The following is a 14,782-nucleotide window of genomic DNA, read 5'->3' on the forward strand; positions in this document are numbered from 1 at the left end:
AGCACCCCATCAAAATCAATGAGATAAAATGTAGTGATGGGGTGCATGTTTCTTGATTGTTATAGGAAATTATTGTGATATAATGTAATATCTAAAGAAAGGTTGAAAGGACGTGAGCGATGAGTTTTGTTCGAAAAATTGAAGTAGAAGGTAGATTATCTATCCCTAAAGAACTTCGAGATAGGAGACATATTTATTGCGGTAGTGAACTCATCATTAAAACAGAAGTGGATAAGTTGATTCTTATAATTCCTCAATCAAATTGTATACTTTGTTGTAAGAACACAGGCTCGAAGCTATTGATTTTAAAGGAAAAATTGTGTGTTATCAATGCCTAAAGATGGTGAAAGCTAACTCTACAGCGTTAGAGAAAACTGAAGAACTACTTGATAAGACAAGCAGAACCTCTAATCTGATTAAAATGAAAAAGTTAATTGAACTAGATCCTGAGATTAAGCAATATCAAATTGCTGAAATATTAGGCATTTCTCGATCTAGAGTTTCTCAAATGAAAAAAAGTCAGAAAACGAGTTTATAACAAAGAGAGTATTCGGTTGCAATCAAACTGAATAGCGACAATGCAGTATGATTAGTTATTACATAGATTATCACAGAACTCCTAGTAGGAACATAGAATCAAAGTCTGAGAACCCTCTTAAAACAGATTGGGTAATGCCTTTATGGGAATTCTATAGACAGATTGTATCTCAGGGAATATAATGGAACTAATTAAATAAGAGAAGCGAGGAAGCACCTCGCACTTAGTCATTACTAAGTGTGAGATTGCTTCCTTTTTTTGCGTTTTAAATTAGTACAGGGGGTTAGTCATGAATACGTTGGATGTAGTAATCAATCTGCTTGAAACAGGGAAAACATTATCTTTGTTAGATAATCAAACAAACGGAAAGATGAATAAAAGGGACGCGATACATAAAATTGCCCAGATAATTAATGAACTCCTTGGTTATGATCGTACTACGGTTGTAACAGATTATATTGATGGAAAGTTGAATCTGAAAAATACAATTCTTAAATTAGTTGTTAAAGACACCGAAATATCAATTTCTTATCCACCAGAATCGATTGTAGGTCATATTGAACATTCTTATCCGAATTCAAATCTAGTCACACTACCTATTAAAAATCCAGTAAAGTCATATTTTCATGGTAAATGTATTGAGGCTGTTCGGAAAGCCTCTGAACAATATGGTAGTTTTCTCTCAAGAAGTGATTACACAACTTTCGCGCAAAACAATCAAGGTTATCCTTGTGCAGAAACCATAATTAAATACCTGGGACAAGGTTCGACAAAGTGGAAAATAGCTATATCGAACGCTTTACAGTTAAGGTTGGCAAAGTAAAGCATCTATCGAAATTATTAAATTTATTAGTAGGGGGAGAAGAGAATGGCTCATTATCTTAAAGTAAACAAAGGAACAGAACAATGGAGTGTTATCCATCATCAGTTTACATATCATGAAAAGTGGTTTAAATATAACGATGAAATTAGTAGTTTTTTAGGTTGGGATGTTAAGGAGGAATTTGGACTATATATGAATGTAGAAGTTTTAACACTAGAAAGGGAACACCTAAAAAAGTATAGGCCCGAGTGGATAGAGCAATTTAAAAAAAACTCCAAACCGGCTGAGGCTAAAATAAAATCGCAAGTTAATAAATCTTGGATCAAATTATGTAAGGAATTGGGGTTAGAAGTTGCAAGATTCATTGATGTTAGGGTTTCAACTGCTCTTCTTAATGAGCGTATTAACGTTCATCAACTGGAGGATTATTATATAGAAATACATAGTGAGAAGATCTTTTTGCCAAATAATTATAACTGGGGGGAAGAAGTTGATACCCCATCCTTTTTAAGATTACAAGCCGATCATATTGAAATAAAGAAACTACAGAGCGCGTGAATGTCTTACAGGCTCTGATCAAAGAACCTTTTAGATGTTAATGAGTATTTATTTGATGTATTTACAAAATGAGCTTCCTGCATGCTACATCTAAATCCACTTGTACTTGCCTAAGAGCATTATTGTTTGTTTACACGTTAGATGCTCAAAGGATATAATAAAAATAACTGAATAAAGATATGAGGAAGTACCTCCTACAACTGCTTAGGCTGTTGCATGAGGTACTTTTTCTATTTATAAGGAGTGAAATGGATCGTGAGGAAAATCATCCGCAGCATTTCATTATTCGTGGTTTTATTTATTGCTAATGGATGTAATCAGTCAACAAGTGTCTTACCTACTTTGCATGATTTAACCGAGAATTCCTTCATTGCTTACGATGAAACAATATTATCAGGTAAACAAGTGAATAGAGTATTGGACCGTTATACAGAGGTGGTACCTATAGTTGTTGTGAAAGACGGAAAAAATTATGTTTTTGGAGGAAAACAAGTCCTAATGGATTCAAATTTCAAAAGAACTACTAGTGATATTCTCGATAAAGAAACTCTTATAAACTTTGAAGCAACCTATAAAAGCCTTGTAGTACGTGACCTAAACAATGATATTGTGGGTATTAAACTAATAGAGAGCATCCCCTAAGATCTCTCTTGAGTTCATTTAGATTCTTAAAAGTTTGATTAGACACCAATTCATTCAATATTCACTTGGTTTTATGTACAAGCTGATGTATAATCTAAAGTAATTGAATACCCGGGAAGAGGAAGTACCTCAATAGGACCACATGGCCTTATTGAGGTGCTTTTTTTGTTTTTTCGGTACAAACTAACGAGGGAGTGTTATCAATGAAAATTGAGAAAAAAAGGAACTCACTAAAGAAAGGGATAATGGTATTTACCTTAATGGGATTACTAGTAGTTCTTCTTATGGTTCTTTTATCAGGTTTTAAATCAAAAGAGGAATTCCCCACTTTTCAGGATGTAGACGGTAAGATAGAAGTCATGGCAGGAGAGTACAAACTTGATAAACAAGCTTATATAGGTGATCCACAAGCGCCGGTTAAGGTCATTGAATTTGTCGATTACAAATGTCCCTATTGTATGGCCTGGAATAATGACAATTTCGATAAATTCAAAGATAAGTTTATTGATACAGGCAAAGCCCAACTCTATATAGTTAATTATCCTTTCTTAGGCCCAGACAGCATAAAGGCAGCAATGGTAGGAGAAATTCTTTGGAAACAAAATCAAGAGGCGTTTTGGGAGTATCACCATGCAATTTATAAGAACCAAGGAGAAGAAAGAACCGTTTGGGCGAATGAAAAGTTTCTACTTAAATTAATCGATGATTATGTACCGCACGGTAATTCAAAATTGGTTGAAGAGAGCTTGAATAATTTAGAGGGATTATATGAAGTAAAAGAAGATTTTAAAATCACCTCCATTAATGGCGTTGCGAGTGTACCAACATTTGTTGTAGGGGAAGATAAATATGTTAATCCTAGTTTAGAACAGTTATCTGAGATCATAGAATCAAATATGTAGATATTAACTCAAACTCATTTTATATGATCACTAAATTTGCTATGTTTTCAACAGGGGAATTAGTTGTTCAATTTAATTTTACATACTAGAGAAATCAAACAGCAGGGGGGATCCTCTGCTGTTTGATGTTTTTCTTGAGGAACGTACGAAAAAAGAGAATACTTCGAAGATCTTCACCGGCTCGGTGATAGTCAAAAGCTCTAGATCCAAATAGAAAGTAAAATTAAGGAGCTTCCACCCTGGAATTTTTCTAAGGGATACAGTGAGCATCATCTCTGTCGACGAAATTGTAATTTGAATAGTCATACTTACTGATTAACTCAGTTATTGATCTCTTCGTCGATGCTGAGCTAACTATTTTGTACGCTTGTATTGTGACTGAATGCTGCAGAAGGTAAGTCGTTGGCTTTACCAGATGAATAAGTATTTAAGCTAATTACTATGATAAAAACATTGAATCTTTTGTCCAGAGTTGCTAGTACTACATAGGTATTTAAATATCAATTAATGTTCGTAGATATCTTTTAGAAATGTAAAGAGATAAAATTCAGATCCTTGGGAATATGTTCATATATTTTGGGATATAAATAGAAATATCAATATATCAAATTCGGGGAGTGTTCATTATGGAATTGCGTAAAGACAGTTGGGACGTTGAAGCAGATTTGTTTTTAGCACAGACTGTATTACAACATATCGAATCTGGAAGTACACAATTAAAAGCATTTGAAGAAGCTAGTGAAAAATTAAAAAGATCAAAAGCAGCGTGTGGTTTCCGCTGGAATGGATCCTTACGTAAAAAGTATGAGGACGCTATTCGAAAAGCTAAACAAATCCGAAATCAAAACAAAAGTGATGGAAGTATTGTAACTATAACTAATTCAAATACGATTGCTCATGAACTGAGTCCCATAGAAGAAGATAATACGGTTTATTCGCTTCAAGACCCCATTCAACTAGACCAAGAGTTTGTAGTTACCTTTAATGAAATTATGGATAATCTGAATTCACATATTTCGTTGCTAAGACAGATGACTCTAGAATTAGCAGGTCGTCTCGAAGAAGCGAATAATAAGAATGAGAAGTTGAAAAGTGAATATGCAAACTTACAAAGTGAAATAATTAACGCTGTTGACATGAATGTTTTTATGAGACTCGCTGATAAGATATCAAATAATAAAATGGAACAAATAACTGGGTAAACAAAAAGCAGCCGCGAGCTGCTTTTTTTATTTTCTTCAAGCTTGTGAAACATCAACTTAACTAAAAGATCAGGAGCAAAATGGATTATAAGTATTTTTGGGATATTATACCTATATCCTTTGATCATTTAGTGGTAGAATATTCTTGTTATTGGCAAGTTTTATAGGTATTACGGAACAGAAAACTACATTCAAGATTATGGGAAGGACGTGTAAATGAGCAGCATAACACATTCACATAAGAGCAGATCCCTAATAAAACTAACTCAATGTAGAAACACCCCACGTAACATTTAGATTCAAATTAACAAATCTGTTTAATCTCAATCTGAAAAAAAGGTCAATCCTAAAGAATACATAGCTTATATCAAGGAAGTATAGTCTGCTTTTAACATGTGGAGCGTGAAAGAATTGAAAAATCCGACTCAACTCTTATTAAGTGGTGCATTGGTATTGGGGATGTATTGATTCACCGGAAACACAAATCAGGCTGCAGTTACCTTATTTAAAGATGTACCTGCCTGCCATCGATGCAGCCGTAGCGAATGGCTATTTCAAAGGATATATTTGTTGGCACATTTAAGCCGGGTATGATGGTAACCCGTGCAGAGTTTGAAACATTTCTGGCTTGAGTGAGGAAGAAGTAAATGATGCAGTTCTTTAGGTTTCCTAAAACCCTCGGATTATCCGAATAGGTTTAAACCGAGCACGACGTTGACACGCGAAGAAATGGCGAAGTGGATCATCTACCAATGTGATTCAAAAGACTTATTATTGAATTTATTTTTTTCAAATTATCGATTAAGGGGACCTTATGAAAAAACTTAACTTATGCTTTCTTATTGTTATATCGCTCTTACTAATGGCTAATCCTATATCAGCAGCATCCACATCCTATGATTCTCTGCCTACGCCAGATTGGAGCATTGCACATAAGGATAGCTCTGACATTATAAGAAAAGTGGCACACTTTGCAAGAACAAAGGATTATCTTTATTTTATGGATTCGTCAGGGAAGGTCACCGTGTATAAAGAAAAAACCAGAGCTAAAGTTGGGACAGTTGATGTCATTTCATCTTCCCGTGTGATTTTTGCGAAATTTGGTTATAAAAATGAAATTTTCTCTAATGGAAATATGTCATTTATTACTGCTTACATGGATGAAAAAAAGAATCGAGAATTCTTCCAACTCCGTGTGTATTCTCCAAATGGTAAAAAACTATGGGGTTATACATTTACAGAGAAATCCTCCGACGAAGTAGGATCTTACATCATGAATGATGGTACACTGCTTGTTCATTTAAAACTAAACACCTCCAAATATGTGACATATCGTTTCAGTGCCGATGGTAAACTACTCAATAAGAAATCAATTAACGAATTTATGTACTACAAACAAAATGGCTTTATTACCACTCTTTCTAATTGGTCCTCAGCAGGTGAATACAAGTCTACGCTTTCCTTTTATGACGATCACTTGAATAAATCATTTAGTTACCGGAATATTGGTTTGTCTTTTATGGGTATCTTAAAAGATAAAACAATGTTATTTACAAAATTTGATCAAGGAGAGACAACGGCAGTTATTGCTAAAAACTCACAAGGAAAAACACTCTGGACAAAAACACTGCCAGAGTCAGCTGGTCCTTATATTGGTAATACGAAAATTTCAACTAACTCATTTTTAATGAAAAGTAAGACTTCGATTTACGCTTTTGACTCAAAAGGATTTATAAACAAAACCAAAATATCATCAAATTCTTTTGAGTTATTTGAATCGGATGAAGGTTCAACCATTCTTTTTCAAGATCAAAACCAACTTGGAATTCTGGATCGAAAATCACTAAAAATTAAATCACTGTACAAATTCAACATGGATTTAGGAGACGGACAATTATACTATGAAGGTAAGGGGATAGTTTACGTCCTGAATTATGCTTCAAGTAATGTGAGTAAATTTACTCTTTCATATTGAATTGAATGACGACCTCTCAAAAGGAGGCCGTCGTTTCTATTTCAGAAATCTTCAGAAAGAAAAAAGAAAGAAGAGCTTCTTCAGGATCTAATTGAACGTTTTAGTTAACTCAAGACTTTCTTGCAATGATGGCTTTCCTCATCCTGTAAGTCGTTTCGTAATACGTGCCGGAATCAAATAATGCAATATAAGAACTGCTTTGCAAACAGGATTCATGTCCTTACGATAAACAACATATGTTGCCTTGAAGGCGCCTGTTCTGCTCTCAGCTTATGATTGATCTCCATCTTGCTCGATAGCCATCCATTTCGCCTCATTCCCATGTCTGTTCGTGATACAAAATTTATGTAAGTCTTTGCGTTTCTTTGTGCTTACTCAATATTTAGCTTTCTTTTAACCTATAGCAGAAGGTAGATCTATTATTTTGACAAAGAATTGTTAGGTAGTTTATTTAAGCTGAGAGTTTATCGTTGATACTCCATTCCAAGACGAACGCATCCAACCATTAATTATGGCAATTATCTCACTCGAGAAGATTGAAAATGAATCCTTAGTTTGTAATGATGATATACCTAAAATAAATTGATTTGGATCGGAGAGTACTAATGAAAAAGATACATAATATAGCGGTTATAATCGTGTTGTTACTTGTTTTAGAGTGGACTGTTCCTGGAAAATTAGCTATGGCTAATGAGATTCCAACCGATAGTAGAGATAAGATCTATTTTGAATGGATGCAAGATTCGAACTTTCGTAATAGAACAGGAGACGCCATTATTCGGAAAACTACAGTAGACTATCATACAGGTTTATTTACCAGTGAAGACACAGTGGTAGATTATGTAGATAAGTCTTCAGAGTACAACTTCAGAAAGATTAAAGGCATGAATACAAAAAATCCATTGATAAGCTATTCGATCCTACAGAGTGGTTCCACCGAAAAAATTGTGAAGTATGATAGCCGCACTAAGGTATTTTCCATTATTGCTAACCGAAATACAGCGAATGGAAGGATAGACGGCGTTTATCCAGATGCAAACATGTATGTAGTAGAGAAAGGAAGTCGCGAATACCTGGTGTACTCTATATCGACCAATAAGCTTATACATACAGCCAAAGAACGACCTACCGAGCATAACGATATATTTGTGACGAATGTATTGTATCGTAATTATTTTGATCCAGCACCTAAAGTAGGCGCATTATATGTCGAGGCAGGATTATATTTCGATTCAAAAAACTATACCTATGTTACATATCCTGGTGAATTCCCCTACGAGATCAGGCCTGATGGAAGTAAACTGAAACTTAAATCTTATCAAAAAAACAACTCAGATGACTTTGTGTACAAAAGAACATTAAGTTCTTCTGTTGTATATAAGCAAACGAAGAAAAAAAGGTCATACAAGCATGAGCTTATTATTCATGGTAAGTCACATACTTTGTTAGAGTCTGATACGAGCAGAGCAAATTATGCATTTGGTATCGCTCAATTTAGCCCTCATGGGAAATATGTTGTGCTGTGGGTCAACTACACAGAGAACGGTAGAAGAGTCAAAGGTAAAGAGGAGTACCGTATATTTGATACCTCTAATGGGAAGTTAATTCAAACAATACCGATTAATTCGACAGGTTCATCTTCTGCCATCGACTATGGCATGAGTTGGATGGGTGGCACCGATCATATTATTCAATCTGGCTTGCTAAATTTTGGAGCGTATCGAATTGTAGGCTCTGATCTGATGACACCTCGAAGATACGGCAATGTCGTTGATTACTCACACGCAGATTCCTATTTCTATACGTTTGGCATGGATAATTATTTAACTATTAATGACCCTATACCAGTTAAATTCAAAAGCAAGTATATGCAATATGGGGGACAAGGATCGTTTCGAACGACGGACCTGACAATATATTCTCCAGTAGATGAACTTGTAAAACTGCTGGGGGGTAACATAGATAACAGCAATGGCAAGATCACTGTGACTTACCAGGAGAGTTCTTTTACTCTAAATCGCAGTAAGCAAATTGTATGGAAGAATAGAGTGTATTATCCATTACGGGAGTTATTAACCGGGATATCCCTGAAGCTCCTGGTTGACACTAACTATCTAACGTCGAATGACTGGAGAGAACTGCAGATAATAAAATAACGTTCCACAATGAAGTTACAAGATCGAATTCATTATTTAAATCAATAATTTTAAGGAGCTACTTTATGAGAAAAACACTATTAACACTGACCGGTTTTATTTTTCTACTCTTAATGACGGCTACTCCTATGTATGCAGCACCAACATCCTATGACTCCCTACCTAAGCCAGACTGGGTTGTTACACACGATGAAGTTAGTAACTTTGGAAAAATAAAAGATTATCTTTATTTGATGGATTCCTCAGGAAAGGTCACCGTCTATCAAGAAAAAACAAAGACTAAAATAGGATCTGTTGATGTCATTTCTTCATCATGGGTGCAATATAGTGGTGGATTTGATTATAAGAATCAAATATTATCCAACGGAAATATGTCATTTATTACATCGTACAAGGATAAGAAAAAAAATAGAGAATTCCCTCAACTTCGCATTTTTTCACCAAAAGGAAATAAGCTTTTGGATTACACGTTCACAGAAAAAACTACGAATGAAGTTGGGTCTTATATTATGGACGATGGTACATTGCTCGTTTATTTAAAACTTAATTCTTCTAAATATATGACATACCGTTATAGTGTAAATGGAAAATTACTTAGTAAGAAAATGATTAATGAATTTATGTATTATCAACAAAATGGATATATCTCAACCATTTCTAATTGGTCCTTTGCTGGGGAGTATAAAAGTACACTTTCTTTTTATGATGATCAATTGAGAAAAGAATTTAGTTATCGAAACAATGGTTTGTCTTTTCGGGGAATCTTGAAAGATAAAACGATGATATTTACAAAATTTGATCAAGCTGGGTCAACGGCAGTCATTGCTAAAAATCCACAAGGAAAAACGATCTGGACGAAAACAATATCAGAGTCTGCTGATTTTTTAATTGGAAACACAAAAAATTCATCTAACTCATTTATGCTACAAAGTATTAGCTCCATTTATGCTTTTAATTCTAAGGGTTTTGTAACTAAATCGAAAGTTTCAACTACAGGTTCATTTTGGATACGTGAATCAGCAGATGACAAAACTCTTCTCGTTGAAAAACAAGATGGACTTCTAATTTTAGATCGAAGAACGCTAAAAACCATAACCTCATATAAAATAGACACTTCGGATAAACAATTTAATTATGCCGGTAACAGGGTTGTTTACATTGTGGATCCACTGACTAGTAATGTGAGTAAATATACACTTTAATATCGAATAGAATGTTGTTAGTTGCAGTGCAGTGGACTTGCCGAATTCTCATTGGACAAACTTCGATTGCGAGTATTGGTAATGAAAGTAAAATCTCTCATAGTTCATAGATGGATGTTGTATCAGCATTGTGAAATCACAATATGATAGATCGGGGTAAAATAGTGGACTTCTTAGAAAAATGGCTACACATAATCCGTAATTGTTCTTTTGATAACACCTACAAAATGGCTTGGGCTAAAGCAATTACAGAAATCGCAGTAGAGCAAGAAAATTCAATTCAAATAGAAGAAGCATTTCTGGTTGAAATTCAGTTAAGGGATATTGCCAAAAAGGTTCTTCGCTATTATTTTGAACAAACCCTATTCTTTGGTCTTCAGCAAAGTTCGAATCCTGTGAAGCCGCCTGTCATCGTGACCATTACGAGGGAACTGATAGCTATTTATCAGGCCCGTACAAGCTCGATTAAGCCAGTAAAATGGTTTAAGTCGAATATTGAGGCGGTATGCAGTTCAGAGTATGAGAAGGCTGTTTCTTCTACCGTAAGAGCACTGAAATCGGACGTGAGTTACCGCTTCTTACGTGTTGAAGGTAAGGACGTGGAAGGCGTATATCAGTATGAACAGAAGGCGGATAGTTTATTTATGCAAGGAGAGGATGTACTTGCGCTTAAAGGTAGTCGCCTAATTGTATTCGATGCCATTAATTATCGATGGACCCAGATGTTAGAGAATTTCAATCACTCTCCACGACTTTCTAAGAAAGTACGAATAATTGACGAAGATCAGGTACGTCGAAAACCACTAGGTAAGTTTGCAGAATTCATTGAAGCTGAGAACCCTGAATTTCACTGTTTTTTATGTGGAGAAAAAATAGTAACTGAGACACCTGCTATTGATCATGTTATCCCATGGTCATACCTCTACTCCGATGATCTTTGGAATTTGGTTTTTGCACATCAATCTTGTAACAGTAGTAAGTCAAATGTGATACCGCATGAGGAAAAGATTATTCGGCTAGAAGCAAGAAATCAAGTGCTTCTTCATCGTTTGAAGGAGAGTAGTAAGCTGAATAAACATGTATCTGAGCTTGAATTGGCTATCGAGAGCAACATCGTACGGAAGTTCTGGATTGCATGTCAGGGTTGAAAAAGATAGGGGGATTGAGATGAAGACTTATAACAAACTTGTGCGTGATAAGATACCGCAAATTATTGAAACAAGCGGCAAATCATATAATGTGAAAGTCCTTAATGAAGAGGAATATGAAACCGCACTTAAGCTGAAAATGCAAGAAGAATTAAACGAATTTCTCGAAGCAAAAGACAGTAACGAGCAGATACTTGAGTTGGCTGACTTGTTAGAGGTGGTCTATAGTTTTGCCTTTAGCCAAGGTACGACGGTCGAGGAACTAGAGAATATTCGTAAACAAAAACATGATGAGCGCGGTGGATTTGACAAGAAGCTTATGCTTTTAACTGTCCAGTAGTCAACCCATCACATCAAAGGTGGAAAAATTGAACAACAACGGTATTATAATGATCTGTCTTAGTTTACTCAGATGATAATTGTAGTTGCAATATAAGTCGCTCTTTAGGCGGCTTTTTGTCTTTTTAGGCATTATTCTTCTATCAGGGGGAGAAGGACGGATTCAGATTACTGCTTACACGTGTGTTTCATGTTCTCATAAAATATTTGCTTTTGGTCTAGCACTAATAACACTCAATAACGTAAACTTGTTGTAAAAAATCATGTTCACTCTTACAATAAAAGTAAGGCACGCAGTTAATATTTTCGTGGGAGGAATTTTGATGAAACGCACCGGAATGAAGAGATCTTTGGACCGACTTGGACGTATTGTCCTTCCAAAGGAATTAAGGGATACGATGGGGATTCATATCGGCGATCCGCTTGAGTTTTTCACTGAGGGCAAAGAGTTGATTTTAAGAAAGTATAAATCTACATTATGTGTGTTCTGCGGAGATATGGATACCGATATGTATTTTAAAGAACAATTCATATGTCGAACCTGTGCATTAGACTTAAAACTTCAAGATGACATTCCCCAAGAGTTCGTTCCTCAAATAATAAAAACTCCTACATCCCCAGAGCGTATCATTCCTGATTCTAAACAAGATACCTCTAACGAATTCAATGAGAAAGCCACCAAGGATTACCCAAATTTAAGACCAAAAACTGCCATAAAACTCAAACAGTTAAAAGAAATCATTGAACAACAGCCTGACTTGTCTCAACAGCAAATAGCAGATAAGTTGGGCATTAGTCAAGGACGCATCTCCCAATTAAAAAGACTTCTTATCAACGGAAATTAGTTCTAAAAAAATCTAAAGCAGTTATTGCGGCCTACCTACCGATACAACTTCCAGTTTGACTATGAATTATTGATATATAGTTTAGCCTTAGGAGAAGATCCGTGGCCACTTGCAATACTGCTTATGATTTAGCTAACCAATTCGGGGTGACTTATGAAAAGAGAAACGGCAGAAAAATTGATTTCGATGTTGACTACTAGTGCACATCAGCTTGTAAATTATACATTTGAAGTCATTGAGCTCAGTGGGGGAGATACGGTAACATCATTCCATCAATGGGCAGATAATAAGCCAGTTCTTGGTCTTTTTCTAATAGGTAACGCTGGAGGAGAACAACTTTATTTTCTGATAATTGCATGGAATCAAAAAGTTAAGGATAATTATTATTTAGTAACATTCCCTTATAATAGGTCACGACCTATCACAGAATTACATAAAACAGAAACTTTCGGTAACACGGCGGTTACTTCACTTGTCTGGAAGTATAAACCTATGAAACGAGATGGGAAAAATCAAGAAAGAAAACAGTATTTTAAAAATTACTATGGTGATTTGAACGTTACTTTATCTCTACCTCAAGTTAACTCAGAGGTTGAGGTTTTTATTGAGGATCTCTTCTTGCTGTGCAAAATCAGGATGACGACAGATGACTTATCAATAGCAATACCCGATAGAATGACTGAGTTTCCGGAAGGTCGCCTGTTAGAGAAACGTCACTTACAAAGAGAGCGAAACTCAACTTTGATTAAACTTGCTAAGCAGCAAGCTATGCAACGTGAGGGTAAATTAATTTGTCAGGTATGTGGTTTTGATTTTAAAGTAGTCTACGGAGCTTTAGGAGAAAACTTTATTGAAGCCCATCACACCGTTCCTCTCAGTGAATTGGATGAAGATTCTAAAACCAAAATAGAAGATATTGCTTTGGTGTGTTCAAACTGCCACCAAATGCTTCATCGCATGCGGCCTTGGCTTAAAAAACATCAATTAAATCAGTTACTACAATAGCAAAACATAAAATATCTTATGGAAAATAAACACCACTAAGCCACGACCGTTTCCCAGTATTCTAATAGGAGACGGTTTTTTAGTTATCTTCTGAACTTCTTCCTCCCTCACAGAAACAGCTCAGATTATGTGCCTTTGGGATGCCGTAGTTTGGGGCTGATCTTCAATCTTTTTGTGATAACCGTTAACTATTTACAAGTTTGGCCAAACACTATAAATTATAAGACTGTTAATTCCGATGTTATGAATTAAGGCAAGAACACGCCAATGTTGATTTGATGTGATTAGGCTGACCAATATTAGAATTTTACCAGGATTATTAGTTTCATTCTTATTTTGAGGAATTGGGAACTCTGACGTTTTAAATGCATCGATCTCAACAAATATGAAAAATGTGATTAGATCAAATAAAAAGGAGATATATCAGGGATGCGTAAAATTTCAACATCAGGCATTGCTTTAATCAAATCATTTGAAGGCTGTCGGCTTATTTCATACAAGCCTGTTCAAACAGAGAAACATTGGACAATTGGCTGGGGGCACTATGGTCCAGACGTATTGCAGGGACAAACCATCACACAGGAGCAAGCTGATGCAATGCTGGTAGAAGACTTGTCCAAATATGAGGATTATGTTAATAACAAGGCATATGTCCCGATCACTGATCAACTCACACAATACCAATTTGATGCATTGGTTTCCTTTACATACAACTGTGGAGCTGGAAATTTAAAGACGTTATGTGACGGGCGTAACGTTGCACAGGTAGGACAAAGCATCCCCAAGTACAACAAGTCTAGTGGTACTACGTTATCCGGGCTAGTACGCCGTAGACAAGCTGAGTTAGACCTGTTTAACTCGCCGGACACTTCAATAGAGGAAGAAAAATCAGTAGAGCTAGAGAAGGATATCAACGCTCCCAGTAAGTGGGCAGAAACGTCTTGGAAGGAAGTAACGGACAAGGGGTATTTCGATGGTACAAGACCTGGTGCAACAGTCACTCGAGAAGAACTGGGTGCTGTTGTTAGTCGGTTGTTGAGATACATTGATCAAAAACATTAATTGTAGCTTAAGTATTGGTACGACTCCCTCCACTATATTGAATTATCAATAATTCAATATTGGAGGGAGTCCACGTTTCGATGGTTTGGTGAGTATCACTATACAATCAATGAAACAGAAGGTATTGGAGAAGAATTCGTAGGTATACTTGTATCACAGAACTGCTGAAAAGTATGAGTTAACAGAGGCACTTCTGCCGTTTGATGGTGGAGGTCATGACTTAAACTGCTTTGAATGAAAACACTGTGTTTTCACGGTCGAACCTTCAATCACACACGTGTGTACAGAGGAGCTCAGGGATTTAGTATACAACTCAGAGTTACGCCAAGCTTGAAGAGAAGAAGCTAACAGGGCGTTATTTTCGGCGTGGGAGCTGATATGCCAA

The 14,782-nt window shown here is 35.8% G+C and carries 14 protein-coding genes; all 14 read left to right on the plus strand.

Features of this window, described 5'->3' with window-relative positions:
* The first annotated feature begins 119 nt into the window (after positions 1-119).
* The 14 genes from BLS69_RS33000 (at position 120) to BLS69_RS23795 (ending at position 14,397) form a co-directional block, all read left to right on the plus strand.
* Positions 120-338: an AbrB/MazE/SpoVT family DNA-binding domain-containing protein gene (locus tag BLS69_RS33000; protein ID WP_091037142.1), complete on the plus strand. Its 219-nt coding sequence runs from the start codon at positions 120-122 to the stop codon at positions 336-338.
* A 489-nt stretch (positions 339-827) separates the two neighbouring features.
* Positions 828-1,361 carry a hypothetical protein gene (locus BLS69_RS23735; RefSeq protein ID WP_091037147.1) on the plus strand — a complete coding sequence of 178 codons (534 nt, stop codon included), beginning with the start codon at positions 828-830 and terminating at the stop codon, positions 1,359-1,361.
* Between the two features lie 45 nt (positions 1,362-1,406).
* Positions 1,407-1,919 (plus strand): hypothetical protein, encoded by a 513-nt coding sequence (locus BLS69_RS23740; RefSeq protein ID WP_091037152.1) that lies wholly within the window; start codon positions 1,407-1,409, stop codon positions 1,917-1,919.
* Positions 1,920-2,174: 255 nt separating this feature from the next.
* Positions 2,175-2,561, plus strand: a complete 387-nt coding sequence (locus BLS69_RS23745; RefSeq protein ID WP_091037154.1) for a hypothetical protein — start codon at positions 2,175-2,177, stop codon at positions 2,559-2,561.
* A 203-nt stretch (positions 2,562-2,764) separates the two neighbouring features.
* Positions 2,765-3,463, plus strand: coding sequence for a DsbA family protein (locus tag BLS69_RS23750; protein ID WP_091037158.1), 699 nt, complete (start codon positions 2,765-2,767; stop codon positions 3,461-3,463).
* Positions 3,464-4,089: 626 nt separating this feature from the next.
* Positions 4,090-4,665: a hypothetical protein gene (locus BLS69_RS23755; protein ID WP_091037160.1), complete on the plus strand. Its 576-nt coding sequence runs from the start codon at positions 4,090-4,092 to the stop codon at positions 4,663-4,665.
* Between the two features lie 814 nt (positions 4,666-5,479).
* On the plus strand, positions 5,480-6,640 hold the full coding sequence (locus tag BLS69_RS23760; RefSeq protein WP_091037163.1) for a hypothetical protein: 1,161 nt from the start codon (positions 5,480-5,482) through the stop codon (positions 6,638-6,640).
* Between the two features lie 605 nt (positions 6,641-7,245).
* Positions 7,246-8,796 (plus strand): hypothetical protein, encoded by a 1,551-nt coding sequence (locus BLS69_RS23765; protein ID WP_091037166.1) that lies wholly within the window; start codon positions 7,246-7,248, stop codon positions 8,794-8,796.
* Between the two features lie 65 nt (positions 8,797-8,861).
* On the plus strand, positions 8,862-9,998 hold the full coding sequence (locus BLS69_RS23770; RefSeq protein WP_091037169.1) for a hypothetical protein: 1,137 nt from the start codon (positions 8,862-8,864) through the stop codon (positions 9,996-9,998).
* Positions 9,999-10,162: 164 nt separating this feature from the next.
* The gene (locus BLS69_RS23775; protein ID WP_256332403.1) at positions 10,163-11,146 is read left to right on the plus strand and encodes an HNH endonuclease; all 984 of its coding nucleotides are present in this window, start codon (positions 10,163-10,165) and stop codon (positions 11,144-11,146) included.
* Between the two features lie 19 nt (positions 11,147-11,165).
* Positions 11,166-11,486 (plus strand): nucleoside triphosphate pyrophosphohydrolase, encoded by a 321-nt coding sequence (locus BLS69_RS23780; RefSeq protein ID WP_091037176.1) that lies wholly within the window; start codon positions 11,166-11,168, stop codon positions 11,484-11,486.
* A gap of 322 nt (positions 11,487-11,808) precedes the next feature.
* A complete protein-coding gene (locus tag BLS69_RS23785) occupies positions 11,809-12,330 on the plus strand; it encodes an AbrB/MazE/SpoVT family DNA-binding domain-containing protein (protein ID WP_091037179.1) in 522 nt (173 codons plus the stop codon).
* A 153-nt stretch (positions 12,331-12,483) separates the two neighbouring features.
* Positions 12,484-13,335 (plus strand): HNH endonuclease, encoded by an 852-nt coding sequence (locus BLS69_RS32730; RefSeq protein WP_256332404.1) that lies wholly within the window; start codon positions 12,484-12,486, stop codon positions 13,333-13,335.
* Between the two features lie 429 nt (positions 13,336-13,764).
* On the plus strand, positions 13,765-14,397 hold the full coding sequence (locus tag BLS69_RS23795) for a lysozyme (protein WP_091037181.1): 633 nt from the start codon (positions 13,765-13,767) through the stop codon (positions 14,395-14,397).
* The last annotated feature ends 385 nt before the right edge of the window (positions 14,398-14,782 follow it).

Origin of the sequence: Paenibacillus sp. CF095 (assembly GCF_900101225.1) — a bacterium.
In the GTDB taxonomy this organism is placed as follows: domain Bacteria; phylum Bacillota; class Bacilli; order Paenibacillales; family Paenibacillaceae; genus Paenibacillus.